Origin of the sequence: Alistipes shahii WAL 8301, assembly GCF_025145845.1 — a bacterium.
GTDB lineage: Bacteria > Bacteroidota > Bacteroidia > Bacteroidales > Rikenellaceae > Alistipes > Alistipes shahii.
Map to the genome: position 1 here is coordinate 2,888,166 of NZ_CP102253.1, position 25,241 is coordinate 2,913,406.

At 61.5% G+C, this 25,241-nt stretch carries 22 protein-coding genes and 1 tRNA gene; 7 read left to right on the forward strand and 16 right to left on the reverse strand.

Annotation, left to right across the window (positions count from 1 at the left end):
* Window positions 1-456 precede the first annotated feature (456 nt).
* The 12 genes from NQ492_RS12080 to lptB form a co-directional block, all read right to left on the reverse strand.
* Window positions 457-1,530 carry an SGNH/GDSL hydrolase family protein gene (locus tag NQ492_RS12080; RefSeq protein WP_149887457.1) on the reverse strand — a complete coding sequence of 358 codons (1,074 nt, stop codon included), beginning with the start codon at window positions 1,528-1,530 and terminating at the stop codon, window positions 457-459.
* 16 nt (window positions 1,531-1,546) lie between these two features.
* Window positions 1,547-2,746: a tRNA 2-thiouridine(34) synthase MnmA gene (mnmA, locus tag NQ492_RS12085; protein ID WP_015546689.1), complete on the reverse strand. Its 1,200-nt coding sequence runs from the start codon at window positions 2,744-2,746 to the stop codon at window positions 1,547-1,549.
* Window positions 2,747-2,748: 2 nt separating this feature from the next.
* A complete protein-coding gene (locus tag NQ492_RS12090; RefSeq protein ID WP_015546690.1) occupies window positions 2,749-3,312 on the reverse strand; it encodes a ribosome maturation factor RimM in 564 nt (187 codons plus the stop codon).
* 116 nt (window positions 3,313-3,428) lie between these two features.
* On the reverse strand, window positions 3,429-3,977 hold the full coding sequence (locus NQ492_RS12095; RefSeq protein WP_022061748.1) for a 30S ribosomal protein S16: 549 nt from the start codon (window positions 3,975-3,977) through the stop codon (window positions 3,429-3,431).
* 234 nt (window positions 3,978-4,211) lie between these two features.
* Window positions 4,212-4,285, reverse strand: a tRNA-Arg gene (locus NQ492_RS12100).
* 115 nt (window positions 4,286-4,400) lie between these two features.
* On the reverse strand, window positions 4,401-4,784 hold the full coding sequence (locus NQ492_RS12105) for a response regulator (RefSeq protein WP_015546692.1): 384 nt from the start codon (window positions 4,782-4,784) through the stop codon (window positions 4,401-4,403).
* Between the two features lie 58 nt (window positions 4,785-4,842).
* On the reverse strand, window positions 4,843-6,573 hold the full coding sequence (locus NQ492_RS12110; protein ID WP_015546693.1) for a M23 family metallopeptidase: 1,731 nt from the start codon (window positions 6,571-6,573) through the stop codon (window positions 4,843-4,845).
* Complete coding sequence (locus tag NQ492_RS12115; RefSeq protein ID WP_015546694.1) at window positions 6,558-7,070, reverse strand: regulatory protein RecX; 513 nt, start codon at window positions 7,068-7,070, stop codon at window positions 6,558-6,560. Before NQ492_RS12115 ends, NQ492_RS12110 begins: the two co-directional genes overlap by 16 nt.
* The gene (gene prmC, locus NQ492_RS12120) at window positions 7,052-7,891 is read right to left on the reverse strand and encodes a peptide chain release factor N(5)-glutamine methyltransferase (protein WP_015546695.1); all 840 of its coding nucleotides are present in this window, start codon (window positions 7,889-7,891) and stop codon (window positions 7,052-7,054) included. The genes NQ492_RS12115 and prmC overlap by 19 nt, the downstream gene beginning before the upstream one ends.
* Window positions 7,888-8,865: a chorismate synthase gene (locus tag NQ492_RS12125; protein ID WP_015546696.1), complete on the reverse strand. Its 978-nt coding sequence runs from the start codon at window positions 8,863-8,865 to the stop codon at window positions 7,888-7,890. The genes prmC and NQ492_RS12125 overlap by 4 nt, the downstream gene beginning before the upstream one ends.
* Window positions 8,866-8,880: 15 nt before the next feature.
* Window positions 8,881-10,125, reverse strand: coding sequence for a 3-phosphoshikimate 1-carboxyvinyltransferase (gene aroA, locus NQ492_RS12130; RefSeq protein ID WP_015546697.1), 1,245 nt, complete (start codon window positions 10,123-10,125; stop codon window positions 8,881-8,883).
* A 2-nt stretch (window positions 10,126-10,127) separates the two neighbouring features.
* Window positions 10,128-10,922: an LPS export ABC transporter ATP-binding protein gene (lptB, locus tag NQ492_RS12135; RefSeq protein ID WP_015546698.1), complete on the reverse strand. Its 795-nt coding sequence runs from the start codon at window positions 10,920-10,922 to the stop codon at window positions 10,128-10,130.
* A gap of 98 nt (window positions 10,923-11,020) precedes the next feature.
* Here lptB and recQ point away from each other — a divergent pair, with 98 nt between their 5' ends.
* The 4 genes from recQ (at window position 11,021) to NQ492_RS12155 (ending at window position 14,068) form a co-directional block, all read left to right on the forward strand.
* Window positions 11,021-13,213 (forward strand): DNA helicase RecQ, encoded by a 2,193-nt coding sequence (gene recQ, locus NQ492_RS12140; protein ID WP_015546699.1) that lies wholly within the window; start codon window positions 11,021-11,023, stop codon window positions 13,211-13,213.
* Between the two features lie 188 nt (window positions 13,214-13,401).
* The gene (locus NQ492_RS12145; protein ID WP_015546700.1) at window positions 13,402-13,626 is read left to right on the forward strand and encodes a hypothetical protein; all 225 of its coding nucleotides are present in this window, start codon (window positions 13,402-13,404) and stop codon (window positions 13,624-13,626) included.
* A gap of 3 nt (window positions 13,627-13,629) precedes the next feature.
* Window positions 13,630-13,827 (forward strand): hypothetical protein, encoded by a 198-nt coding sequence (locus tag NQ492_RS12150; RefSeq protein WP_015546701.1) that lies wholly within the window; start codon window positions 13,630-13,632, stop codon window positions 13,825-13,827.
* Window position 13,828: 1 nt separating this feature from the next.
* The gene (locus tag NQ492_RS12155) at window positions 13,829-14,068 is read left to right on the forward strand and encodes a hypothetical protein (RefSeq protein ID WP_015546702.1); all 240 of its coding nucleotides are present in this window, start codon (window positions 13,829-13,831) and stop codon (window positions 14,066-14,068) included.
* 238 nt (window positions 14,069-14,306) lie between these two features.
* Here the strand turns inward: NQ492_RS12155 and NQ492_RS12160 are convergent, their stop codons facing one another.
* Window positions 14,307-15,614 carry a hypothetical protein gene (locus NQ492_RS12160; RefSeq protein WP_253091869.1) on the reverse strand — a complete coding sequence of 436 codons (1,308 nt, stop codon included), beginning with the start codon at window positions 15,612-15,614 and terminating at the stop codon, window positions 14,307-14,309.
* A 148-nt stretch (window positions 15,615-15,762) separates the two neighbouring features.
* Between NQ492_RS12160 and rsmA the strand changes: the two genes are divergently transcribed.
* Window positions 15,763-16,557 carry a 16S rRNA (adenine(1518)-N(6)/adenine(1519)-N(6))-dimethyltransferase RsmA gene (gene rsmA / locus NQ492_RS12165; RefSeq protein ID WP_022062201.1) on the forward strand — a complete coding sequence of 265 codons (795 nt, stop codon included), beginning with the start codon at window positions 15,763-15,765 and terminating at the stop codon, window positions 16,555-16,557.
* A 129-nt stretch (window positions 16,558-16,686) separates the two neighbouring features.
* Here rsmA and NQ492_RS12170 read toward each other — a convergent pair whose 3' ends face one another.
* Together NQ492_RS12170 and NQ492_RS12175 are read right to left on the reverse strand one after the other, a co-directional pair.
* Window positions 16,687-17,958, reverse strand: a complete 1,272-nt coding sequence (locus NQ492_RS12170; RefSeq protein ID WP_015546703.1) for a M16 family metallopeptidase — start codon at window positions 17,956-17,958, stop codon at window positions 16,687-16,689.
* Window positions 17,955-19,193, reverse strand: coding sequence for a M16 family metallopeptidase (locus NQ492_RS12175; RefSeq protein ID WP_015546704.1), 1,239 nt, complete (start codon window positions 19,191-19,193; stop codon window positions 17,955-17,957). The genes NQ492_RS12170 and NQ492_RS12175 overlap by 4 nt, the downstream gene beginning before the upstream one ends.
* An 819-nt stretch (window positions 19,194-20,012) precedes the next feature.
* Here NQ492_RS12175 and nifJ point away from each other — a divergent pair.
* Window positions 20,013-23,546 carry a pyruvate:ferredoxin (flavodoxin) oxidoreductase gene (gene nifJ / locus NQ492_RS12180; RefSeq protein ID WP_044054167.1) on the forward strand — a complete coding sequence of 1,178 codons (3,534 nt, stop codon included), beginning with the start codon at window positions 20,013-20,015 and terminating at the stop codon, window positions 23,544-23,546.
* Window positions 23,547-24,021: 475 nt separating this feature from the next.
* Entirely contained in the window at window positions 24,022-24,456 is a 435-nt protein-coding gene (locus NQ492_RS12185) for an META domain-containing protein (RefSeq protein WP_015546706.1), read from the forward strand.
* A gap of 99 nt (window positions 24,457-24,555) precedes the next feature.
* Here the strand turns inward: NQ492_RS12185 and NQ492_RS12190 are convergent, their stop codons facing one another.
* Window positions 24,556-24,807 (reverse strand): helix-turn-helix domain-containing protein, encoded by a 252-nt coding sequence (locus NQ492_RS12190; protein WP_015546707.1) that lies wholly within the window; start codon window positions 24,805-24,807, stop codon window positions 24,556-24,558.
* Window positions 24,808-25,241: the final 434 nt, after the last annotated feature.

The following is a 25,241-nucleotide window of genomic DNA, read 5'->3' on the forward strand; positions in this document are numbered from 1 at the left end:
GGCGAACGACGGGCCGGTGCGCCCGGAAGATTATCCGCACCGGGAGGGATGCGTCCGGGACAAGTGGGAAGCACAGAAGCCTACGACCGCTCTTGCGAGCGGTTTAAACCGCCGCATTCTCGCTTGGAGCGGAAAAAGAACGTTGTGCAGGCGGAGCGTTAAAAAACGGGGCCGGTTTGCTTGCAAACCCGCGAAGGCGCCCGTTTTAGCGATGCCAAACAACGTTCCCGCGAAAGCGACATGCGGATGGTTTTGGGTACCTTTTGCCACCAAAAGGTACAAAGCCTCCGCGGCATACGCCGCGGTTAAGGCTGCTTTGCCGACCAAAAAGCGGCAAACAACACCAGTCGAAGAGTGCAAATATCTTTTGCAGCCGGGAGATACGCAAAAAATCCCCGCGTTGAAAACGCAGGGATTCAGTCGCCGGACTGCGAAACCCGGCGCAATGCGCCCGGACTACCGGATTCCGTATTTGCGCAGGATCTTCCGGATACGGGGCAGCCGCTCCGAGATCATGCGGTCGTAGCCCAGGTCGGAACCGTGGTCGCAGTCGATGGTTCCCTCGGCGTCCCGGCCGAAGAACCATTCGCCGTCGAGGAAGTAGACGTTGTCGTATTGCTTCGCCAGCCGCCGCATCATCCCGTCCGCGGTGTCGATCCGCTCGCGGTGGAATTTCGCGGCCTCCTGATCGAGGTTGCCAGCGGTGTGCCAGTGGGTCTGCATGAAGATCAGCGGTTTGTCGGGATGGGCCTTGACGAGCGTCGCCACGAACGCGTCGAGGCGCTCGCGGATCATCTTCGGGGAGGGGTTCGAAAAGGCGTCGAACAGGAAGGCGTCGGCGTCGGTCTCGGCGAGCAGCCGCGCGAATTCGGGCTGGAGCATGCAGTTGCCGCTGTACCCCAGATTGACGAACTCGATGCCCGTCATGCGGCTCATGCGCGCAGGATAGGTCATGCCCGGGCGGCTGGCCGAAGCTCCGTGGGTGACGCTCGATCCGAAGACGATCACGCGGTGCTTGTAAGGCGATTCGAGCGGCGTGACGGATGCACCTTCGTCCACGCCGATCTCCAGCGTCAGCAGTTCGCTCCACGCCGGCAGGTAGAGCATGCACTCCTTGGGCTGTCCGTCCATGTGCTCGACGATGGTGCTGGCGTGCCTGTCCTGTAATCCGGGACGTGCCGCACCGGCCATCGTCCATACGCCGTTTTCGCGGACGTAGAGATCCATGCCGCGTTGCAGGACCGGGGTCATGTTCCAGCCGTAGCTGCGCGGTGCGGTGGTCCAGCGGGCCTCGATCCGGCGGCTGTCGGTGGTGAAAAGCACGGCCACGCCGGCCGGGTAGCCGCAGTAGTGGCGGATGGTGGCGTTGTCGAAACGGTAGCGCGTCGTGTCGACCCGGTAATAGGGATGCCCCTCCATCGGGCAGGTGCGGCCGATGATGGTCAGCGTCGAGGCGTCGACGTACTTTTGCGCCGATGCGGCGTGAAACATCGACAGCCCGGCTGCAATGAATAATAGGTGTTTTATCATGGTTGGTTTGAGTTGGTCAGCCTTCGATCACGCCCGATCCGACCAGCTGGTCGCCGTCGTACCACGCCGCGAACTGTCCGGGGGTGATGCCCCGCTGGGGCCGGTCGAAAACGAGGTAAGCCCCTTCGTCGCGGACGAACAGCCGCGCGCCCTGCAAGAGCTGGCGGTAGCGGATGCGGACGGAGAACCGGGCGCTCTGCCCGGCGGTCAGCTCCCGGGCGGGGTTCACCCAGTGGATTTCGCCGGGCGCGATGTGCAGCGCGGGGCGCCACAGCCCGGGGTGGGCGTCGCCCTCGCCGACCCAGATCACGTTCTGCACCGTGTCCGTGGCGAGGATGAACAGCGACTCCCTGCGGCCTCCGATGCCGAGTCCCTTGCGCTGTCCGATGGTGTAGTAATGGGCGCCGTTGTGCTCGCCGATCTTCTTGCCGTCGCGCACGGTGTAACGCCACGGTTCGGCCAGCGCCGCGAGTTGTCCGGTCGTCGGCTCTCCCTCCGCCGGGACCTCCTCGCGCACGTATTTCGGCCATGTGGGGAGTATTTCGTGGATGTTGCCCTTTTTCGGGGCGAGCTTTTGCTGGAGGAAGGTCGGCAGGTCGACCTTGCCCACGAAGCAGATGCCCTGCGAATCCTTGCGTTTGGCCGTGGCGAGACCCTGCTCCTCGGCGATGCGCCGCACCTCGGGTTTGAGCAGTCCGCCGACGGGAAACAACGCCCGGCTGAGCTGCTCCTGCGAGAGCTGGCAGAGGAAATAGCTCTGGTCCTTGTTGGGATCGCTGCCTGCGAGCAGCTTATGGATCGTCCTCCCGTCGGGCAGCGTCTCTTCCGCCTTACGGCAGTAGTGGCCCGTGGCCACGTAGTCGGCGCCCAGCTTCAGCGCCTCGCGCAGGAATACGTCGAATTTGATTTCGCGGTTGCACAGCACGTCGGGATTGGGCGTGCGGCCCCGTTCGTATTCGGCGAACATGTAATCCACGACACGCGTGCGGTAGTCTGCCGAGAGGTCGACCACGTGCAGCTCGATGTCGAGTTTCCTGGCCACGAGTTCGGCGAAAACCCGGTCGTCGTGCCACGGACAGTCGCCTTCGAGCGTTCCCGTCGTGTCGTGCCAGTTGATCATAAAAAGCCCTACGACCTCATGCCCCTGCTCCTTGAGGAGCCAGGCCGCCACCGACGAATCGACGCCGCCCGAAAGTCCGATTACCACCCGTGCCATCCTTATTCCAATGTCAAGAGTCCTTCGGGCAGCACCAGGTGCATCGTGCGCCCCTCGAAGTCGATGCGGGCGATGAACTCCTCGACGGCGGGGACCAGCACCTGCCGTCCGCCGATCTCCAGTTCGAACAGCGGATTGGCGTCGCTGTCGTAGTAGTCGGTGACCGTCCCGCAGAGTTTCCCGGAGGCGCATGCCCCGGTTTCGCCGGCGGCGGTCGCCGCCCTTCCGGACGAGGCTCCGGCCTCTTCGGCCACGACCGCGAAGCCGATCAGGTCTTCGAGGTAAAATTCGTCGTCGTCCTCTTCGCCGTTCATCTCGATCCGGAATTCCAGCCCGACAAGCTCCTGCGCCCTGCGCTCGGTGTCGAAATCGGCGAATGTCGCCGTGGCTCCCGACTGGCCGCGGCGTTCGAAACGCTCGCACCAGAGCGGAACCTCCAGCGCGTCGATGGTGACGCGCAGCGGGGTGTCGGTCGTGAAATCCTCGGGGAAAGCGGGGTAGAGCGAGAGCATCACTCCGCCCTCCGTGCCGAAAAGTTTGTTGATTCTGCCTGCGGGAACGATCATGTCGGTTGAATTATGGCGTAAAAATACAAAAAAAACGGTAATCTTCCCGTGGGAAGTTTACCGTTTTTATTCGGATCGGGAAACGTCTTGCCGCGTCCCTTCCCTGTGTCGCCTTATTATTCGGCGGCGGGAGCTTCCGGAGCGGCCTCTTCGGCAGCAGTCTCCGCAGCGGCAGCCTCGGCGGCCTCACGGGCGGCAGCCTCGGCAGCGGCCTTCTTCTCGGCGATTGCGGCAGCGCGCTCCTCCTTGATCTTGGCCTCGGCAGCCAGACGGGCCTTCTCGGCCGACTTGGCGTCGGTGGCCAGCTTGTTGGTCTTGGCTTCGATCTTGCCGGCTTTGGCTTCCATCCACTTGTTGAAGCGGGCTTCTGCCTCGGTTTCGGTGAACGCACCCTTGGCGACGCCGCCCAGCAGGTGTTTCTTGTACATTACGCCCTTGTACGAGAGGATAGCCCGACAGGTGTCCGTAGGTTGTGCGCCTTTCTGTAACCAATCCAGGGCTTTCCCGAAGTCCAGGTCGATCGTAGCAGGATTCGTGTTGGGGTTGTAGGTTCCCAGCTTCTCGATGAATTTACCATCACGTGGCGCTCTGCTATCTGCGGCAACGATGTGATAGAAGGCATAACCCTTCTTACCGTGACGTGCCAGACGAATTTTAACAGCCATTTGCTATAAAATTTTGTTGTAATTAATAAAAAACGCTCACCCCTTCGGGCTTTTAAGCCTGCAAATGTAGGGAAAATATTCCGCCCGGCAAAATAAATGCCCTAAAAAACTGCATTTCACGGCTGTGACGGGGTTGTCCGGAAGAATGGGACGGGCCGCTTCGGGTTGTTGCGGGGCGGGTCGGAAATGAAAGACGGATTGAATTCAATTGCCTGAAAACCAATCCGTCCGTTGTGATCCCGGCGGGATTCGAACCCACGACCGACAGCTTAGAAGGCTGTTGCTCTATCCAACTGAGCTACGAGACCATCGTTGAAACAACGCTGCAAAAGTAAGAAATTTCGGGCCAACTGCAAACTTATCGTCCGATTTCTTGCTCCGGACCCGGACGGTCCGCCATACTCCGGAAAAACGGTCCCGGCTCTATTTCGTGAGGTATTTGTCGAGATACATTTTCAGTTCGCGCGGCATGACGGGCTTGGTGATGAATCCGTTGCATCCCGCCTCCTCGGCGACGCGCCGGTCGGTGTCGAAAGCATAGGCCGTCTGCATGATGACGGGCAGACTGTCCGTATGGAGCCGAATCTCCTTCAGCGCCTCGATACCGTCCATCACAGGCATTTTAATATCCATCAATACGGCGTCGGGATTGTGCGATAGCGCATACGCCACTGCCTCCTTGCCGTTCTTCGCCCAGAGCAGGTCATACTCTTTCTTGAGGATTATTTCCAGCAGCTTGTAATTGCTTTCCACGTCTTCTGCAATCAGGATCAACGGCTTACGTTCGGATGTATTGTTGTCTGTCATTGTGTATTACGTTGCAGTTCCCGCAAATATAGGAAATTTTTTCCAAAACCGTCGTTCGTCAACGGTAAAATGTTCCTTCGAAATGCGTTGCGTTTCCGCATCCGTCGGTGACCGAAAGACGCACGGCGTGGGTGCGCCGCTGCGCCGGCGCGTCGAAGAAATGAACCAGCGTTCCTTTCATCGGAAAACGGTCGCAGGGAACCCATTTGCCGTCGATGTGCAGCCTCCACGAGGCGATGCCCGAGAAGTTGTCCGCGGCGCGGAACCGCACCCCTTCGGCCCGGGTGAGGTCGGCGCCTTCGGCGAAGAGCGGACGGATCGCGGGCGGCAGCGTGTCGGCTACGATCGCCAGGTCTCCGGCCGTCCGCACCGAAGCCGTCACCGCGCCGTCGGCATATGCGCCTCCGACGCAGGCCAGCGAGCCTCTGCGCGTGCGTACGGCCAGTTGGGCGCGTAGTTGCAGCGGGCGCGGCACGCTGCCGCGGAGCGTGACCTCCACGGCGCGGAAAAGGGGCGTCGCGGGGTCGAAGAAACGGTAGGCGGGCGAGAGCACGACGACGCCCGAATCCGCCTGCGGGGCCTCTCCGAGTCCGGGACGGACGAAGATCGGCTCGTAAATCGTCCCTTCGGGAATGCGGACCTCCGCCTCGCGTCCGACGCGCAGGACCGAAGTCCGGTCGGGCCGCAGCGTCACGGCCGTGGTGTCGGCCTCGGCGCGGAACTCCCCGGCGCGTCCGCGGACGGCGAATTCCAGCGTCGAGACATTGCCGCAGTCGTCCTCGGCCTCGATGCGGATGCGGCGCACCTGCCCTTCCGCCGTGCGTATCAGCCCGCGTTCCGCCATCGTCGGGTAGAAACTGTCGGGCGCGCCCTCCAGCTGGGCCAGGCGGATCGCCTCGTTGCGCGAATTGATTTGTATCGGGTAACAGCTCACGGCATCGCTGCAACGCGATATGTCGTAGGTGAAGCTGTCCATGCGGAATTCGAAGCAGGGGATGCCGTCCGCGAAGGCTGTGACGCGCCATACCCCGAAGGTGTTCCAGACATCGTTGCGGCGGTCGGTGACTTCGGCCACGAAATAGCCCCTGCGGCCTACGCCGACGGGTCCGTCGTGCGTCAGGGCGTAACGGCCTGCGGCCGTGCGGACCACGGCGTAACTCTCCGGGACGCTGCGCACGGGCACGCCCTGCACGGTGTCGACCTCGACGTAGTGCAGGCGCACGATGCGCGGCGGATATTCGTCCCTGGGGCGGATGATTCCTTCGCGGACGGGGTTGTAGAGCCGCTGGGTCTCCGTGTCGCGGATTTCGTAATGGAGGTGCGGGCCGCCCGACGAACCGCTGTCGCCCGAGTAAGCCACCACGTCGCCCTGCTTCACGGGCCAGGTTCCGGGACCGAACCAGAGGTTCACGCCGTTCGAACGGCGTTCGTAACGCTCCCTGCGCACGTGCCGCTCGATGTCGTCGCGGAAACGCCGGAGGTGGCCGTAGACGACCGTCGTGCCGTTGCGGAGCGTGAGGTAGACGGCGCGCCCGTAGCCGCCCGCCTGCAATACCACGCGCGAAACGTAGCCGTCGGCCGCGGCCACGACCGGTTTACCCTCCTCGGCGTCGGTCTTGATGTCCACGCCCGCATGGAAATGCCCGGGACGGATTTCACCGAAATTGGCCGAGTAGAGCCGTTGTTTGAGTTCCCGCAGGGGGTAGATGTAGTCGTTGGGGTCGAGTTGCTGGCCTTGTGCCCCGAGGCAGGCCGTCGTAAGCAGAAAAAGTATTAGAAATCGTTGCATGTGTCCGTCTCCCTGACCATTGCCGAGGCTGCGTCCATGACGGCCTCGTAGTCGTACCCGAGCGAAAGCCCGTAGCGTATCAGTTTGGTTTTCAGTTCGTATTGCGAGGTGTATTTCACCGTCCGGGCCTTGCGTTCGAGCTGCTGCGCGAGCCGCTCGCCCATTGCCGGACGGTCGGCCTGCGACAGCGCCGCGTCGATCCGTTCCTTCGAAACCCCCTTGCGTTGGAGCGCCGTGCGGATTTTGTACTCGCCCCAGCCGCTGAGCCGCAGTTTTTCGCGCACGAAGGCCTCGGCGTAGCGGCTGTCGTCGATAAAGCGGTCGCGCACCAGCCGGCCGAGCACCTGCTCGGCATCCTTTTCCGCCACTCCCCAGCCGCGCATCAGCCGCCGGGCGTCGCCCTCCGACTTTTCGGCGCGGGCGCAGAGGCGCATCAGCGCCGCGAGCGCCTCGTCGGGCGTTTTGTCGCGTTTTTTCCTTATTTCAGCCGGGTGCATACCATGCGCGGTTTTCCGAAGAGGTCCTCGCGGACCTCGGTGTCGGTGTATCCTTCGGCGCCGAGCATGCGGACGATCTCCGCCGCGGCGCGTTCGTAAATCTCGAACCAAAGACGTCCGCCGGGCGTCAGCATCTGCCGTCCCGCCCGGGCGATGGCGCGGTAGAAACGGATGGCGTCGTCGTCGGGGACGAACAGCGCCAGGCCGGGTTCGTGGTCGCGGACGTTGGGGTGCATCGCCGCGCGGTCGCTCTCGGGAACGTAGGGCGGATTCGATACGATCGCGTCGAACCGCTCCGGAAAAGCCTCCTCCAGCCCGTTCAGGGCATCGGCTTTGCGGAGCGTGACCGCCGCGCCGAGTTGTTGGAAATTCTCCGCCGCCACGGTCAGCGCGTCGTCCGAGATGTCGGCGGCGAAGACCTCCGTCCCGGGCATCCCCAGAGCCAGCGAAGCCGCGATGCAGCCGCTGCCCGTCCCTACGTCCAGCAGCCTCCGGGCTTCGCGCTCCCCGTGCAGGATCGCGTCGACCAGCTCTTCGGTTTCGGGCCGCGGGATCAGAACCCCTTCGCGCACGGCGAAGCGGCGGCCGTAAAATTCCGTGTGTCCGACGACGTATTGCAACGGTTCGCCCGCAGCCAGACGGGCTGCGGCCTCTTCCAGCCCTTCGACGGCGAGTTCCGCTTCCGGGTCGGTCAGCAGGGCCGACGGCGAAAGCCCCGAAAGCTCCGCCACGGCGGCCAGCGCGATGCTGCGGGCTTCGCGTGCGTCGTAAAGTCCCGTGAGCCGTGCGGCCAGCGCGTCGATGCTCCCGCGGCGCGTCATTGGCGGATGAAGTTGGCCAGGGCGATGGCCACGGCGGCTTCGACGACCACCGCGCCGCGCAGGGCGACGCAGACGTCGTGGCGGCCGTGGATTTCCAGCGGTTCGACCCTGTTGGTTGCCAGGTTGTAGGTGATCTGTTCGCGGCCGATGCTCGGCGTGGGTTTCAGCGCCGCGCGCACCACGATCTCGTTGCCGTTGGTGATGCCTCCGTTGATGCCCCCGGCGTTGTTGGTCGCCGTCGTGCCGTCGCAGTCGGTGAAGCAGTCGTTGTTCTCCGAGCCGCGCAGACGCGCTCCGGCGAATCCGCTGCCGAATTCGACCCCCTTGACCGCCGGGACGGCGAACAGCAGGTGGGCGATCATGCTTTCGGCCGAGTCGAAGAAGGGCTGTCCCAGGCCGAGGGGCACGCCCTGCACGCGGCATTCGACGATGCCGCCCACCGAGTCGCGGTCGGCCGCCGCGGCATGCAGCACCTCGTTGAAACGTTCGGGGTCGGTGCAGCCGCCGATCTCGGTCAGCCGGGTCGCGAAGCGGATGCTTGCGGGCAGCATCTTTTTGGCCACGACGCCCGCGGCGACCAGCGCCACCGTGAGGCGCGCCGAGAAGTGTCCGCCGCCGCGCGGATCGTTGAATCCGGCGAATTTGTGGTAGGCCACCAGGTCGGCGTGCGAGGGGCGGTAGTGGCGCATGACGGTCGAGTAGTCCTGCGAGTGGGTGTTGGTGTTGGCGAATTCGATGGTCAGCGGCGCGCCCGTCGTGTAGCCGTCGTAGACTCCCGACACGATCTGCGGTACGTCGGGTTCGCGCCTCGGCGTCGTGCCGGGCGCTCCGCTGCGGCGTCGCGCGAGGTCTTCGGCGAAGTCCTCCTCCGAGAGCGGGATGCCCGCCGGGACGCCGTCCAGCGAAATGCCTATCTGGTGTCCGTGCGACTCGCCCCAGATGGCGAGCCGGAAATTGTGTCCGAATTGGTTCATGGGCGGTTTGGTGTTTTAGACCCGAATATGTTCCAGGTCCCCGAAGAACCCGGGATAGCTTTTGGCGACGCTCTCGGCCCCCTCGATCTCCACGGCTTCGTCCGAGCGCAGGGCGGCGACGGCCAGCGACATGGCCATGCGGTGGTCGCCGTGGCTCTGCGTGCGTGCCGCGCGGACCTTTCCGCCGCGTATTTTCATCAGATCCTCCTCCGAGGTGTCGACCTCGATGCCCAGTTTGGCATACTCCTCGCGGATGGCCTCCGAGCGGTTGCATTCCTTGTATTCGAGGCGCGAGGTTCCCCGGATGACGCTCACTCCGTCGGCTGCGGCGGCCAGCGCGGCCAGCGCCGGGAACAGGTCGGGACAGTTCGTGGCGTCGAATTCGAAGGCCCGGAGCGGCCTGTGCAGGGCCGTCACCGAATCCTCCTCGTTGATCACGGCGGCTCCTGCGCGCACCAGCGCGGTGCAGATGGCCGTGTCGGCCTGCTTCGAGAGCATCGAGACGTTGCGCACGGTGACCTCTCCGGCCGTGGCGCCCGCCACCAGCAGCATCGCCGCGGCGCTCCAGTCGCCCTCGATGCTGAAATAGGTCGAACGGTAGCGCTGCCGTCCGGGGATGTAGAACTCCTCGTAGTCGCGCTGGCTGATTTCGATGCCGAAGCGCGCGGCCGTGTCGAGAGTCATATCTAAATAAGGTGTCGAGACCGCTCCGCGTACGTGCAGCGAGGTGTCGCGCCTGGCCAGCGGCAGCGCGAGCAGCAGCCCCGTGATGAACTGCGACGAGACCGACCCGTCGACTTCGGCCTCTCCGCCCTGGATCGGGCCGCAGACCTCGATGGGGAGGAATCCCCCGTTGTCGCGGACCCGCACGCCCAGCCGGCGGAGCGGTTCGAACATCATCTGCATCGGGCGGCGCAGCAGCGAGCCGCGCCCCTCGATGGTGACGGGTGTGGGGCAGAGCGATGCCACGGGCGTGAAAAGACGTGTCGAGAGGCCCGATTCGCCGACGTTGAGCACGCAGCCCTTCGGGGACAGTCCGCCTTCGATCGAGAGCGATGTGGGATCGACCCGGCGCACCCGCGCGCCGAGCGTCTCGATACATTGCAGGGCGGAACGCGTGTCGTCGCAGAATTCGATGTTGCGCAGCACCGAAACCTCCTCCGAGAGCAGTGCCGCTGCGAGGGCACGCTGTGCATAGCTTTTCGAACAGGGCGGCGTCAGCGTGCCTTTGACGCGGCCCGGCGGAACCGTTTTATCCATATTTACTCATTAACCTCCTGTCCCTTGCGGTTTTTCATCTCCTGCGTCAGCTGATGGCTCTTCTTCAGCTCGAAATGCTGCCCGAGGTAGACCTTGCGGACCATCGGGTCGGCGGCCAGCTCTTCGGCCGTACCCGTTTTCAGGATCTTGCCCTCGTAGAGCAGGTAGGTGCGGTCGGTGATGGCCAGCGTCTCGTCGACGTTGTGGTCGGTGATGATCACGCCGATGTTCTTGTGCTTGAGCGTCGCCACGATCGACTGGATGTCCTCCACGGCGATCGGGTCCACGCCGGCGAACGGTTCGTCCAGCAGGATGAACGCCGGGTTGATGGCCACGGCGCGCGCGATCTCCGTACGGCGGCGTTCGCCGCCCGAGAGCTGTATGCCGAGGCTTTTGCGCACCTTTTGCAGTCGGAACTCCTCGATCAGCGCTTCGACACGTTCGTTCTGGTACTCCTTCGAGAAGGAGGTCATCTCCAGCACGGCCCGTATGTTGTCCTCCACCGACAGGCGGCGGAATACCGACGCCTCCTGCGCCAGATAGCCTACGCCGAGCTGGGCGCGGCGGTATACGGGCAGGTCCGTCAGTTCGGAGGCCTGGCCTTCGTCGCTTTCGAGGAAAATGCGCCCTTCGTTGGGCTTGATCAGTCCCACGATCATGTAGAAGGTCGTGGTCTTGCCGGCTCCGTTGGGACCCAGAAGGCCTACGATCTCTCCCTGGTTGACGTCGATCGACACGTGGTCGACGACGGTCCGGGCCTTGTATTTCTTGACGAGCTCGCTGGTGTAAAGACGCATTGCGTTTCGATAATTTTTTTACAAAGTTATGCTTTTTTCCGAAAAGTTTTTTATCTTTACATTGAATTTTATGATTTTTAAAGCATACTATCGGCGAAATGAAACAATTTGATTCTTCCCTGCTGCATGACAAGCTGAAGGAGTACTTCGGCTTTTCGTCGTTCAAGGGAAACCAGGAAGCGGTGATCCGCAATGTGCTGGAAGGCAAGGATACTTTCGTGCTGATGCCCACGGGCGGCGGCAAGTCTTTGTGCTACCAGTTGCCGGCCATGCTGATGGACGGCGTTGCGATCGTCATATCGCCGCTGATCGCCCTGATGAAGAATCAGGTCGACGCCATGCGCACCTTCTCGGCCGAGTCGGGGATCGCGCATTTCCTGAATTCGTCGCTCAACAAGACAGCCGTGGCGCAGGTTCGGCAGGACGTGCTCGACGGCAAGACCAAATTGCTCTATTTCGCACCCGAGTCGCTCACCAAGGAGGACAACGTGGCGTTCCTGCGCAAGATAAAGGTTTCGTTCTACGCCATCGACGAGGCGCACTGCATTTCGGAGTGGGGACACGACTTCCGCCCGGAGTACCGCCGCATCCGGCCGATCATCAACGAGATCGGCTCGGCGCCGCTGATCGCCTTGACGGCTACGGCCACGCCCAAGGTGCAGCTCGACATCCAGAAGAATCTGGGCATGTCCGACGCCTCGGTCTTCAAATCGTCGTTCAACCGCCCGAACCTCTACTACGAAATCCGGCCCAAGCACAACGTCGACCACGACATCATCCGTTTCATCAAGCAGAACGAGGGCAAGAGCGGCATCATCTACTGCCTGAGCCGCAAGAAGGTCGAGGAGCTGACCGAGTTGCTCGTGGCCAACGGCATCCGGGCGCTGGCCTACCACGCCGGGATGGATGCGTCGACGCGCGCCGCCAATCAGGACGACTTCCTGATGGAGCGCGTCGAGGTGATCGTGGCGACGATCGCTTTCGGCATGGGCATCGACAAACCCGACGTGCGCTATGTCATCCACTACGACATTCCCAAGTCGCTCGAAGGCTATTATCAGGAGACGGGCCGTGCCGGCCGCGACGGCGGCGAGGGCTACTGCCTGACCTTTTACAGTTACAAGGACATTCAGAAACTCGAGAAGTTCATGCAGGGCAAGCCCATCGCCGAACAGGAGATCGGCAAGCTGCTGCTGCTGGAGACGGTTTCCTACGCCGAGAGTTCGATGTGCCGCCGCAAGACGCTGCTGCACTATTTCGGCGAGGACTATACCGAGGACAACTGCGGCAACTGCGACAACTGCCGCAATCCCAAACCGAAGGTCGATGCCCGGGCTGCGCTCAAGATGGCGCTCGAAGCCCTGCGCGACATCGGAGACAAGTTCAAGGCCGACTATCTGGTCAACGTTCTGGTGGGCAAGACCACGGCCCTGATCAAGAGCTACGGGCACAACAAGTCGAAATGGTTCGGTGCGGGCGCCGAGCACGACGCCCGTTTCTGGGGCGCGGTGCTGCGTCAGGCTTTGATACTGGGCCTCATCGACAAGAATATCGAAAACTACGGGCTGATTTCGGTCAACAAGAAGGGCGAGGGCTATATCGCCCTGCCGTTCCCGGTGACCGTGACCCTCGACCACGACTACGACGAGGAGGAGAAGGAGTCCGAGTCCGTGGCTCCGATGGGCAAGGGCGGCGCGGCCGACGAGGAGCTGTTCTCGATGCTGAAGGACCTGCGCAAGAAGGTCGCCAAGCAGCACGGGCTGCCGCCGTTCGTCATTTTCCAGGACCCGTCGCTGGAGGACATGGCCGTGCAGTACCCGATCACGTTCGAAGAGATGCAGAACATCACGGGCGTCGGCGTGGGCAAGGCGCGCAAGTTCGGCGAGGAGTTCATCCGCCTGATCAAGGCCTATGTCGAGGAGAAGGAGATCATCCGTCCGCAGGACATGATCGTCAAGGGCGTGGCCAGCAAGTCGGGCAACAAGATCTTCATCATCCAGTCGATCGACCGCAAGATGGATTTCGAGGACATCGCCCGCGCCAAGGACCTCGACTTCGACGAACTGCTGACCGAGATCGAAGGCATCGTCAACGCCGGAACGAAACTCGATATTTCCTACTATCTGAAGGAGTTCATGGACGAGGACAAGATCGAGGACATTTACCTCTACTTCAAGGAGGACGCCGAGAGCGACTCGCTCGACGCGGCCATCGAGGAGCTGGGGGCCGATTATACCGAGGAGGAGATACGCCTGGTGCGCATTAAGTTTATGTGCGAGCAGGGCAACTGATTTTCGGTTTTACAGGGTGTTTTCCGCACTTCGTCTGCGGCCCGGGACCGTCCTGCTTTTGCAGCTCCTGCTCGGGTCCGAAGCCCGGAAACCGTTCCTCCGGAATCAAAAAGCAGATGAAACGGGGTTGGCCTTCGGGTGCCGCTGGCAAGGATGTAACTAACCGATATAACCTAATTTTGACGCCTATGAACAAGAAGACTTTTACTTTAGCCGTGATTTTTCTGATCTGCGCGCTGGGGTGGCTCGGGGCCAATGTCTATTGGCGGGTGACGCGCTCCAACTGCGTGAATGTGTTCGATCTGGTCGTGGGCGTGCTGTTCGTCGCGGCCGGAGTCGGAATGGTGTATAACGAGTTCAACAAAAAGAAATGCAGACACCTCGATGAGGTGAACAAGCACAAAATTCCTTGACCGATGCGTGCGATAGACCGTTTTCAGGCCGTCATGGCCGTCGTATTTTTCATAGGGACCCTGGTTTCGGCCTGGCGGGTCGCCGTCGCCGACGGAGGGGACATCTGGTACGTTCCCGTGATCATGGCCCTGGCATCCGCCGCGATGACCGTCGGCGCGTTGCAGCACCGGAAAAGGAAAGTTACCCAAAATAAGGATTGACATGAAAACCAATCTTATGCAGCTCCTGCGCCTCGTACTGATGGTGCTGGCTGTCGCGGGCGTCATCTATGCCATCGAATTCATGGAGCGCGGCATCGCCGTGTGGTTCTGGGTTGCGCTGCTCGGTATCGGGTTCGTGGGCCTGCTCTATACGTTCCGCCTGACGCAGCGCCGCGTGGCCCGGGAAAATCGCGAGCGGCAGCGGCTCGAAAAGAAGCGCAGCCGCCGTTCGAAACGCTGACCGGGGCTGTAACCGGAGGATGTCGGTCGTTTTGCCGGTTCCGGGTGCGTGACCCGGCCGGAATCGTTTTCCGGGGTCCGCAGGTTCCGTGCGGCTCTTTCGTCCGGGATCGCTCGTCCGGTCGTTTGGACGTTGACCCCGGCTCGGAGCGTCGCTCCGAATCTTCGGTCCTGTCCGATCAGCCCCCCCCCTGCATGCGCCGGCCGCCGGACAAGATTGTCCGGCGGCCGGCGCATGTTCAGTTCTGAATCGAGGCGAGCGTTCCGTTTTCGAAATAAAGGTAGCTGTTTGTTCCGTAGACCCATTGTTCGTGTACGCCCCAACTGCCCGACATGGTGTTGATGTCTTCGGGCGACCCCCATGCCTCGCGGCACATTTCCCGGGTCATACCGATCCGGACTTTGCCCTCCAGGATCAGCTCGGCAGTAGCCTTGCCGTATTTCCGGTAGAGCGCAGCCTTACGTTCCTTCTGCTCTTTTTCCTGTTGCAGGCGGGCCTCTTCGCGCTTCCGGGCCTCCTCGGCGCGCTGGGCGTATACCTCTTCGGACGGGGTGAAGATCAGCTCTTCCATGAAGGCGCGGTCGCTGCCGAGGGTGTATCCTTCGACGCCGAAAGGTGTCGGGTAGCGGCAAAGCGGGATGTAAATCCGCACGCTGTCCTCTTTCCGTTCGAATACGAACGACGGCACGGCGTAACCCGTTCCGTCGCCGATCAGCCGGAGGTCGAGGCACTTCAGCTCCGTGCCGAAATTCAGCCGGTTCTCTTCGCCCTGCATGGTCTTGGCCTGCAATCCGAAGTATCCGGAAACATATCCCGGAGCTTCGGGTTTGCGCTTCGTGAGGAAGAACTCCCTGCCGACGTACGCCGCACGGTACTTCTCGATCAGCCCTTCGACGACGACCGGATAATATTCATCCCGCAGGTTCGTTTTGTCTTTTCCCGTATGTGCATACCAATAGAGTGTTTCTCCCTCTTCGGATCGGAGCCGGAAAACCCGGAACGCCTCTCCCTGGATTCTGTGTGTCTTGAGACCGATTATTTCGAAGGTTTTTCCTTCGATGGTTTCCGCCGGGGTGAACCAGCCCGTTTCGGGAGCCGTCGGAAAGAGGTTCCGTCCGAGAACGTGCGACTCCATTGTCGTGCATCCGCAGGCGGCTGTCGTTTCGTCTTTGTAGAACCGGGGACGGTAGGTATCGCTGTAAAGGGTGTCGATCCGGAAATCCTCGGGCCGGACCTTTCTGCGGGGTTTGCGCAGCCACACCGTGTCGACGCGCACGACGGCGGGCGTTTCCGCGAGGAAGTTGAAGTAGGCGGCCGGGCGGAGATCGGCGTGAATGTCCCGGGGATAGAACAGGATGCGTTGCCCGACGAGGCTTTCGTAATAGGCGGCGTCGCCGCCCGTGCGGATGTTTGCCGTCGAATCGTATACCGCCGGCGCGGTTTTCTCCGGCGCGGCGCCGTGCGGCAGGACGGATTGGACTTTGAGTTGTGCCGAAGCGTCTGCGATGCAGCAGAGACCGAGCAGGGTGGGGAGGAGGCGTTTCATCTTTTTGTCGTATGGACCCAAAGGTAGCGATAATTCCTGTCTTTGGCGCCGCAGCGGCGCTTTTATTTGCCGGAGCGCTTTGCAATTCGCCGGCGATTCGGTTTTGAGCCGGCTTTTTCTTATCTTTGCTGCCTACAATGTAAAGTTTATGGGAGAAGTAAGGGCAAAAAAGGCGCTGGGACAGCATTTTCTGGTCGACCTGAATATCGCGCGCAAAATCTGCGATTCGCTTTCGGGCGGCAGTGCGGCCGGCGGACCGTGTACGGTGCTCGAAGTGGGGTGCGGCATGGGCGTGCTGACGCAGTTCCTGCTGCGGCGCAGCGACATCGTGACCTGGGGCGCCGAGATCGACCCGGAGAGCGTCGCATACCTCCACGCGCACTACCCGGAGTTCGCGCCGCGGCTCGTCGCGGGCGATTTCCTCGGGATGAACCTGCGCGAACGCTTTCCCGAAGGACTGAAAATCATCGGCAACTTCCCCTATAACATCTCGTCCCAGATTTTTTTCAAGGTGCTGGAGAACCGCGATCTCGTTCCCGAGTGCGTGGGCATGATCCAGAAGGAGGTCGCCGTGCGGCTGGCCGAGCCTCCCGGTTCGAAGGAGTACGGCATCCTGTCGGTGCTCCTGCAGGCGTGGTACGACATCGAATACCTTTTTACGGTGAACGAGACGGTTTTCAACCCGCCTCCGAAGGTCAAGAGCGCCGTGATCCGCCTGCGCCGCAACGCCACGGAGCGTCTCGGCTGCGACGAAACCCTGTTCGTGAAGGTGGTGAAAGCCTCCTTCGGCCAGCGGCGCAAGATGATCCGCAACTCGCTGAAGTCCGTGTTCGGCGATTTCGGCGGGGCCGAGCACCCCTTCTTCACCCGGCGCGCCGAGCAGCTGGGCGTCGCCGAGTTCGTGGAGCTAACGAATTGGGTTTCGCGATTTTCGATTTTATAGGGCATCTTTGCACTTGCATTCGTGCGGCACGAATGGGACGTATTTCGATACTACCCATCCGTGCCGCTCTTCGTTTAAGCACAAATCTGTTCCTCTAAAATCGAAAACGCATTTTGCTCCGGCCTGCCGTTACATGCCGGCCGGTTTTTCCGCCCCGGCGACCACCGTCACCAGGTCTTCGCGGCAGAGGTATTTCCGGGCCAGCTGCTGCACCCCGGCGGGCGTCATCTCCCGGATACGGCGTATGTTGCTGCCGATCACCGTGTTGTCGCAGCCGCAGAGGATGTTTTCGATCGTCACGTCGGCGATGCCGAACGGCCCGTCGAGAATGCGCATCATCTCGCCCGTCATCATGTTTTTCACCAGCTCCAGTTCCGCTTCCGGCATCGGCTCCGCGCCGAGGCGTTCGATCTCGGCGTAAATCTCCCGCAGAGCCTCCTGCGTCACGTCCGCGCCGACCTGGGCCGCTATGGCGAAATAGCCTTCGCGTTCGAAGTTGACCATCGCCGAGACCACGCCGTAGGTGTAGCCGTGCTCTTCGCGGAGGTTCTGCATCAGGCGCGAGCCGAAATAGCCGCCCAGGGCCGTCGCCACGACCTGCATGCCCAAAAAATCGGGATGCGTGCGCGGGAACAGCAGGCGGCCGATGCGCAGCGACGACTGCACGGCCCCCGGGTACTCGACGAACGCCGTATGCGTGGTCTCGGGCGCGGGGAAGGCGGGCGGCGCTTCGGCCGCGCCGCGGGGAATCCGTCCGGCAAGCTCCGCCACGGCCTTCAGCTCGTGGTCGCCGATGCGCCCGCTGCACACGACGAAGCAGTTTTCGGCGGTGTAGAACCGGCGGTAGAATCCCGCCACGTCGTCGCGCGTGAGGCTGTCGTAGGCCTCTTCGTGCGACGAGACGCCGTAAGGATGCCGCTCCCCGAACAGCGCCCGTGCGAAGGCCTCGCGGGCCTTCACGTCGATCTTCGCCCGCTCGACCGCCAGCCGCTGTCTGCGTTTGGCGGCGTAGGTGCGCAGCTCCTCCTCGGGGAATGCGGGGCAGAGCAGGATCTGCTCCGCTACGGCGAGCGTCGGGTCGAAGAATTTCGAGAGGGTGGCGAAATTGATGTAGGCGTAGTCGCGGTCGACGTTCACGTCGTACCACGAGCCGTAGTAGTCGAGTTGTTCGGCGATCTGGTGCGCCGTCATGTCGCGTGAGCCTTCGGAGAGGAGGTTGGCGGCGGCCGACGCCGAGAAGGGCGCCTGCTGGAGGGCCGATCCGGCGCGGAAGACGAACGAAATGCGCAGCACCTCGAAATCGTCGGAGGCGAGCGTGTAGAGTCCGATGCCGTTGGGCAGCGTCGTGCGGCGGGCTTCGGCGACCTCGACCTGCGAGGGAGTTATGCGGGGTTGTGTCATTTCCTGGCGTTGTAAATGAGTGTGGAACTGTTTTCGGGCCGAAGCGTGCGGCGGCTGAACGAGCGGATGTCCTCGTCGGTGACGGCGCGGTAGCGGTCCACCTCGCGGTTGATCAGGGAGAGGTCGCCCAGCATCTCGTAGAACCCGAGGTTCATCGCCTTGTTCATCACGTTCAGTTCGCCGAAGAGCGTGTTGGCTTCGAATTTGTTCTTGACCTTTTCGATTTCGTATGCGGTCGCGACGGTCGTTTGCAGGGCTTCGATCTCTTCGCGGAAAGCCGCTTCGGCCGCTTCAGGCGTCACGCCCGGGAGCAGCTGGCCCGTGAAGACGAACAGTCCCGGGTCGACGTCGCCCGTGATGTAGGCGTTGACGCTCGACAGCAGGTTGCGTTCTTTGACGAGGTGCGTGTAGAGGCGTCCCGAGTCGCCGCCCGAGAGCAGGTCCGAAACCAGGTCGGCGGTGTAGAAATCGAGCTTGGTGCGTGCGCACATGTGATAGGCTACGGTGACGGTCGAGGCCGGCACGTCGCGTTCGACCTCCTGGCGGCGGGCCTGTGTCTGCACGGGTTCCTGCGGGATGGCGGCCGTCTCGGACGGGTGGTCGGCGAGCGGCGCGAACCACTTTTCGGCCAGCTCCAGCATCCACTCCTCCTCCATGTCGGCCGAGATCGACAGAATGGCGTTCGACGGGCGGTAGTGGGCGCGGTAGAAGGACTCGACGTCCGCGAGCGTGGCTCCGGCGATATGGTCGGTCGCCAGGCCGATGGCCGCCCAGCGGTAGGGGTGGACCTTGTAGGCGAGCGCCCGCAGTAGCATCGTCTGGTCGCCGTAGGGCTGGTTGAGGTATCGCTGGCGGAACTCCTCGATCACCACCTTCTTCTCGGCTTCGAGCTTAGCGGGGGTGATGTCGAGTCCCTCCATGCGGTCGCTTTCGAGCCAGAGGGCCGTTTCGAGGTTGTCCTTCGGGAGCGTGATGTAGAAATCCGTGTAGTCGTTGTTAGTGAAGGCGTTGTTGTCGCCCGAAGCCATCTGCACCGGAAGGTCGAAATTCTCCACGGCGCGCGTTCCGCGGAACATCAGGTGTTCGAACAGGTGGGCGAATCCCGTGCGTGCGGGGTTTTCGTTGCGCGCGCCGACCCGGTAGAGGATATTCACGGCGGCGAGTTTCGACGCCCGGTCGCGGTTGACCACGACGGTCAGCCCGTTGGGGAGTGTTTTTCTGGTGTATGGAATCATAGTTGCGCAAAGGTACGAAAAAGTCCGGTGGCTGCAAACCGGGATTGCGTGGGATGGTCCCGTAGAACCTTCCGGCAGATAAAAGGGCGGTCGCGTCCCCGGGGACCGTAAAAAAGCAGCGGCGGGAAATACAAGTGACGCCTCATTGTTCGGAAAATGGATTCGGTGACTATGAAGAAGTTTGGGATAGGAATCCATCGCTCCCGCCGCTGCATGACCGGTACATCGGCAGAAACGAGAAGAGTGCTGCCGAGATCCTGGCTCCTGCGGCTCTGGTAAAGCCTGTAAACCCCTCACATCAGCGCGCACCCTTCGGGTACGATCCATTGTGGGTTTACAAAAAATTTACCAGATTTCAGGAGCCCCAATATAACCGTTTCAATAACGATATTTAAAGAACGAATGCAAACGTGTTTCCGAGGGCAAAGTTAATAAAAAATCCCGGTTTGCGGCCAATGTGTCCGAAAGTCCTATTCATAAACCTTATTTTTGCGGCTCCGTCCGTCCGGCCTGCGGTCCGCGCGCCGCGCGCCGTGTCCGGACGCGGCGTTTCCGCCCTCGGGATGCGTGCGCCTGGGGGTAATTCACTATTGGTTAGCCAGTTCTGCAACTTGGTGATTTCCCGGCAGTTTGTTGTTAATTGAATAACAACCCGGCTGTTATTCGATTCACATTTGAAATGTCGAAAAATAACGCTTTTTTGAACAAAAGTAAGTGCGGATTCTCGGCTGAAATTGCTATCTTTGCATCGCCCGTGTTTCCGGGCTGTGTCTGGATTGTTAGGAAAAACACACAAATATCATCTAAATTTCAACTAAAATGGCAGAAAAGAAATTTATCACTTGTGATGGTAACTACGCTGCGGCCCATGTGGCTTACATGTTCTCGGAAGTCGCGGCCATCTATCCCATCACGCCGTCGTCGACGATGGCCGAGCTCGTGGACGAGTGGGCCGCTCAGGGCCGTAAAAATATCTTCGGAGAGACCGTTAAAGTCGTTGAAATGCAGTCCGAGGCCGGAGCCGCAGGCGCCGTGCACGGATCGTTGCAGAGCGGCGCCCTGACCTCGACGTTCACCGCTTCGCAGGGTCTGCTGCTGATGATCCCCAACATGTACAAGATCTCCGGCGAGCTGCTTCCGGGCGTGTTCCACGTTTCGGCGCGTGCGCTGGCCGCACAGTCGCTGTCGATTTTCGGCGATCATCAGGATGTGATGGCGGCCCGCCAGACGGGTTTTGCCATGCTGGCCACCTCGTCGGTGCAGGAGGTCATGGACCTCGCCGGCATCGCGCACCTCGTGTCGCTGAAGGCCCGCGTTCCGTTCCTGCACTTCTTCGACGGTTTCCGCACCTCGCACGAGATCCAGAAGATCGAACTGATCGACGAAGCCGCGCTGACGGCGCTGCTCGACCGCGACGCCCTGAAGGAGTTCCGCGCCCGCGCTTTGAACCCCGAACACCCTGTTACGCGCGGTACGGCCCAGAATCCCGACATCTATTTCCAGACGCGCGAGGCTTCGAACAAGTTCTACGACGCCATTCCCGACATGGTGGCCGACACCATGAAGGAGATTTCGAAGATCACGGGACGCGACTACAAGCCGTTCGTCTACTACGGCGCGAAGGACGCCGAGAACGTGATCGTCGCCATGGGTTCGGTGACCGAGACCATCAAGGAGACGGTCGACTACCTGATGGCCAAGGGCGAAAAGGTGGGTGTAGTGACCGTGCACCTCTACCGCCCGTTCTCGGTGAAATACCTGATGGCCGTGCTTCCCGAGAGCGTGAAGCGCGTCTGCGTGCTCGACCGCACGAAGGAGCCGGGAGCCAACGGCGACCCGCTGTATATGGATGTCGTGGAGGCGTTCGCCGCCTGCCCGTGCGACCGCAAGCCGCTCGTCATCGGCGGGCGTTACGGCCTTTCGTCGAAGGACACCACTCCGGCGCAGATGCTGGCCGTGTTCGAGAACCTGAAGATGAACGAGCCGAAGAACCAGTTCACGGTGGGTATCGTCGACGACGTGACGTTCCGTTCGCTGCCCGTCGGCGAGGAGATTTCGCTCGCGAAGCCCGGCACGTTCGAGGGCCTCTTCTTCGGTCTGGGCGCCGACGGCACGGTGGGCGCCAACAAGAACTCGATCAAGATCATCGGAGGCACGACCGACAAGTACTGCCAGGCCTATTTCTCCTATGACTCGAAGAAATCGGGCGGCTACACCTCGTCGCACCTGCGTTTCGGCGACCTGCCGATCACGTCGCCCTATCTGGTGACCACCCCCGACTTCGTGGCCTGCCACGTGCCTTCGTACGTCGACAAGTACGACGTGTTGAAGGGGCTGAAGACCGGCGGTTCGTTCCTGCTGAACTCGGTGCACGACGCCGAGACGACCTGCGCGACGCTGCCCGACCACATGAAGGTCTACCTGGCCAAGAACAAGATCAACTTCTATATCATCAACGCCACGAAGATCGCCGCCGAGCTGGGTCTGGGTTCGCGTACGAACACCATCATGCAGTCGGCCTTCTTCAAGATCGCCAATGTCATTCCGTTCGACAAGGCTGTCGAGGAGATGAAGAAAGCCATTCTGAAATCCTACGGCAAGAAGGGCGAGGACATCGTCAACATGAACTACGCGGCCGTCGACGCCGGCGGCAACGCTGTGGTGAAGGTCGAGGTTCCGGCCGAGTGGGCGAATATCGTCGTGAAGGAGGAGGAGCACACGGCCGATGCCGCGCGTCCCGACTTCGTGAAGAAGATCGTCGACCCGATCAACGCCCTGAAAGGCGACCTGCTGCCCGTTTCGGCCTTCAACGGCCGCGAAGACGGCACGTGGGACAACGGCACGGCCGCTTATGAGAAGCGCGGCATCGCCGTCAACGTTCCCGAGTGGAAGATCGGGAACTGTATCCAGTGCAACCAGTGCGCCTATGTCTGCCCCCACGCCGTGATCCGTCCGTTCCTCGCCACCGAGGAGGAGGCCGCCGCTTCGGGCGTGGAGTGGAAGCAGGGCCTCGGCGAGACCAAGGAGTACAAGTTCCGCATCCAGATTTCGCCGATGGACTGTACGGGTTGCTCGAACTGCGTCGACGTCTGCCCCGCCAAGGATAAGGCGCTCGTGATGCGCCCGCTGGAGGAGCAGATGCCCCAGCAGAAGAATTGGGATTACATCACCAAAAATATCGGTTACAAGCAGGTCGTCGACAAGACCAAGTCGGTCAAGAACCTTCAGTTCGCACAGCCGTTGTTCGAGTTCTCGGGCGCTTGCGCAGGCTGCGGCGAGACCCCCTATATCAAGGCCATTTCGCAGCTGTTCGGCGACAAGATGATGGTTGCCAACGCCACGGGCTGCACCTCGATCTACTCGGGTTCGGCTCCCTCGACGCCCTACTGCACCAACGCCGCCGGCCAGGGTCCCGCATGGGCCAACTCGCTCTTCGAGGACAACGCCGAGTTCGGTCTGGGTATGCACGTCGGCGTGGAGAAACTCCGCGACCGCGTCCAGGAGACGATGGAGAAGGCCATCGCCAACTGCACCAAGTGCTCCGAGGAGTTGAAAGCCGTGATGAAGGAGTGGATCGAAAACCGCGGCTCGTCGGCCAAATCGGCCGAGGTTACGGCGCGCCTGATCCCGCTGCTGGAGGCCTGCGGCTGCGACTACTGCAAGGAGATTCTCGAGCACAAGGACTGGCTCGTGAAGAAGTCGCAGTGGATCATCGGCGGCGACGGCTGGGGTTACGACATCGGTTACGGCGGCGTGGACCACGTGCTGGCCACGGGTCAGGATGTGAACATACTCGTCGTGGACACCGAGGTCTACTCGAACACCGGCGGTCAGTCGTCGAAATCGACTCCCGTGGGCGCCGTCGCCAAGTTCGCATCGAGCGGCAAGCGCATCCGCAAGAAAGACCTCGGCGCGATGGCCATGACCTACGGTTATGTCTATGTGGCGCAGGTTTCGATCGGCGCTTCGCAGCAGCAGCTCTTCAACGTGCTCAAAGAGGCCGAGGCTTATCCCGGACCTTCGCTCGTGATCGCCTACGCTCCGTGTATCAACCACGGCATCAAGGGCGGCATGACCCGCACGCAGACCGTCGGCAAGGAGGCCGTAGCCTGCGGCTACTGGCACCTGTGGCACTACAATCCGCTGCTTGAGGAGCAGGGCAAGAACCCGTTCGTGCTCGATTCGAAAGAGCCGGATTGGTCGAAGTTTCGCGAATTCCTGCTGAAGGAGGTGCGCTACACCTCGCTCCAGAAGTCGTTCCCTGCCGAGGCCGACGAACTGTTCGCCGCTGCGGAGGAGAACGCCAAGTGGCGTTACAACGGCTACAAGCGTCTCGCGCAGATGGAGTACTAACCGTCTGTTCCCGCTGCAAAGGCCGCATCCCACACGGGGTGCGGCCTTTTTTGGGCGGTATTCCGCGAACGCCCGAAGCGTCGCCGGCGTTGGAAGCCGTGCTTTCATCCTTTTCGGCAGCCGGTTGTTGCGCAACCCGAATATATTGCCTATATTTGTCTGACGGAAACAGGCCCGAGGCGAAGAAACGCTTTTCTCTGCTCGCCGCCGTTTGATCGTCTGCTGTGCCTTGCGGATTGGATGCACGCCGTGCGCCCTTGCCGCCGGCACGCCCCGCCGACGGGCCGACGGGAACACCCGCGGCTGCCGCGCTGTCCATGACTGGATCAAACCCGGCGATGCGTTCGACAAAGCCCGGGCGGACGCCTGTCTGATAGCCGTACAGCCTCCTGCCGAGGGGCAGTTGCCGGCAGCCGGTTATCGTCTGGCGCGTGTTTTGAATGAATTGTTCGGTTAACAAACGTATTTTGAAATTATGAAAAAGATTTTTGCAGCCGCAGCGCTGCTTTTAGCCATGACCGCCTGCGGCGGATCGCAGAAAAAGGCCCTTCCGCTGGAGGGCACGACGTGGAAACTTGCCAAAATGGAGGCGATTCCCGCCAAGGCCGTCGACGCCGAGGCCGATTTCTTCACCCTGCAATTCAGCGCCGCCGATACGCTCGTGTCGGGCCGTACCAACTGCAACCGCTTCTTCGGCAAGTACGAGCTGAAAGGGCAGAAGTTGGAGTTCGAGAATCTCGGCATGACCCGGATGGCCTGCCCCGAGATGCAGTACGAGGACGCTTTCGTGAAGATGCTCGACGAGGTGGACGGCTACGAGATCAAGGGCGAGGAGTTGAAATTCTACGACGACAAGAAGCTGCTTGCCGAGTTCCGCGCCGTGCAGGACGCTGCGGCTCAAAAGAAATAAGTCGTATCCCGGCCTGAATGAAAAATCCCGCTTCCGAGTGTCGGAAGCGGGATTTTCGTCTTTTTGCCGCGACCCGCGGCCGCCCTCCTATGCGGGGTGTCATTCTCCGGAAGCGATTCCTGCTTCGAGTCGTTCGAAAAATTCCCGGAGCGGGATTCCGTAGTAGGCGCACAGGTCGGCAAGCGTCGAGACCGAGATGTTCCCGCGTCCGGATTCGATCCGGCCGATATTGATGTCGGTGTCGGTGAAGACCTGCTTTTGGGAGAGGTTGCGCGCATGGCGCAGTTCGCGCAGCTGCGCGACCACGCCCCGGACCACAGGCTCGTTGTATCGTTCGTTTTTCCGCCGCATGGTACAAAGATACGTTAAATTCGGCAATTTCCGAAGCCCGGTCGCCGCATCCTTCGCGGCCCTGCAAAAAGTCCGCAGCGCACCGCCGGTCACCGGTTTTCTCTCATCCACCTTTTGCTGTTCGCTGTCCGCTGTTCGCTGTTCGCTGTTTGCCGCTCGCCGTTCGCCGCTTGTTGCCTGTGCCTACTGTTCGCCCGCCGCTTGTTATTCGCCACTCTCCGTCTGCCGCCACAGCCCGCCATCACAACTCGCCGACCGCAAACAGCCGCTGCGCGGGTCGATTCCTCTCCGGCAAACCCGCTTTTGTCCGGATATGCGCTGAATCGGTCGCATATGTGTGCCAAAAGGAGATCAATGTTATTCTGTTTGGCTTCAGACGTTGTCGAAACGGAATTTTTGTTTATATTTGTACAAATAAACAAAGGTAAACAACT

Coding starts and splice junctions, on each gene's coding strand:
- NQ492_RS12080 (WP_149887457.1), bottom strand. CDS start 1,530: ATGATAAAACACCTATTATTCATTGCAGCCGGGCTGTCGATGTTTCAC.
- mnmA (WP_015546689.1), bottom strand. CDS start 2,746: ATGGCACGGGTGGTAATCGGACTTTCGGGCGGCGTCGATTCGTCGGTG.
- NQ492_RS12090 (WP_015546690.1), bottom strand. CDS start 3,312: ATGATCGTTCCCGCAGGCAGAATCAACAAACTTTTCGGCACGGAGGGC.
- NQ492_RS12095 (WP_022061748.1), bottom strand. CDS start 3,977: ATGGCTGTTAAAATTCGTCTGGCACGTCACGGTAAGAAGGGTTATGCC.
- NQ492_RS12105 (WP_015546692.1), bottom strand. CDS start 4,784: ATGACAGACAACAATACATCCGAACGTAAGCCGTTGATCCTGATTGCA.
- NQ492_RS12110 (WP_015546693.1), bottom strand. CDS start 6,573: ATGCAACGATTTCTAATACTTTTTCTGCTTACGACGGCCTGCCTCGGG.
- NQ492_RS12115 (WP_015546694.1), bottom strand. CDS start 7,070: ATGCACCCGGCTGAAATAAGGAAAAAACGCGACAAAACGCCCGACGAG.
- prmC (WP_015546695.1), bottom strand. CDS start 7,891: ATGACGCGCCGCGGGAGCATCGACGCGCTGGCCGCACGGCTCACGGGA.
- NQ492_RS12125 (WP_015546696.1), bottom strand. CDS start 8,865: ATGAACCAATTCGGACACAATTTCCGGCTCGCCATCTGGGGCGAGTCG.
- aroA (WP_015546697.1), bottom strand. CDS start 10,125: ATGGATAAAACGGTTCCGCCGGGCCGCGTCAAAGGCACGCTGACGCCG.
- lptB (WP_015546698.1), bottom strand. CDS start 10,922: ATGCGTCTTTACACCAGCGAGCTCGTCAAGAAATACAAGGCCCGGACC.
- recQ (WP_015546699.1), top strand. CDS start 11,021: ATGAAACAATTTGATTCTTCCCTGCTGCATGACAAGCTGAAGGAGTAC.
- NQ492_RS12145 (WP_015546700.1), top strand. CDS start 13,402: ATGAACAAGAAGACTTTTACTTTAGCCGTGATTTTTCTGATCTGCGCG.
- NQ492_RS12150 (WP_015546701.1), top strand. CDS start 13,630: ATGCGTGCGATAGACCGTTTTCAGGCCGTCATGGCCGTCGTATTTTTC.
- NQ492_RS12155 (WP_015546702.1), top strand. CDS start 13,829: ATGAAAACCAATCTTATGCAGCTCCTGCGCCTCGTACTGATGGTGCTG.
- NQ492_RS12160 (WP_253091869.1), bottom strand. CDS start 15,614: ATGAAACGCCTCCTCCCCACCCTGCTCGGTCTCTGCTGCATCGCAGAC.
- rsmA (WP_022062201.1), top strand. CDS start 15,763: ATGGGAGAAGTAAGGGCAAAAAAGGCGCTGGGACAGCATTTTCTGGTC.
- NQ492_RS12170 (WP_015546703.1), bottom strand. CDS start 17,958: ATGACACAACCCCGCATAACTCCCTCGCAGGTCGAGGTCGCCGAAGCC.
- NQ492_RS12175 (WP_015546704.1), bottom strand. CDS start 19,193: ATGATTCCATACACCAGAAAAACACTCCCCAACGGGCTGACCGTCGTG.
- nifJ (WP_044054167.1), top strand. CDS start 20,013: ATGGCAGAAAAGAAATTTATCACTTGTGATGGTAACTACGCTGCGGCC.
- NQ492_RS12185 (WP_015546706.1), top strand. CDS start 24,022: ATGAAAAAGATTTTTGCAGCCGCAGCGCTGCTTTTAGCCATGACCGCC.
- NQ492_RS12190 (WP_015546707.1), bottom strand. CDS start 24,807: ATGCGGCGGAAAAACGAACGATACAACGAGCCTGTGGTCCGGGGCGTG.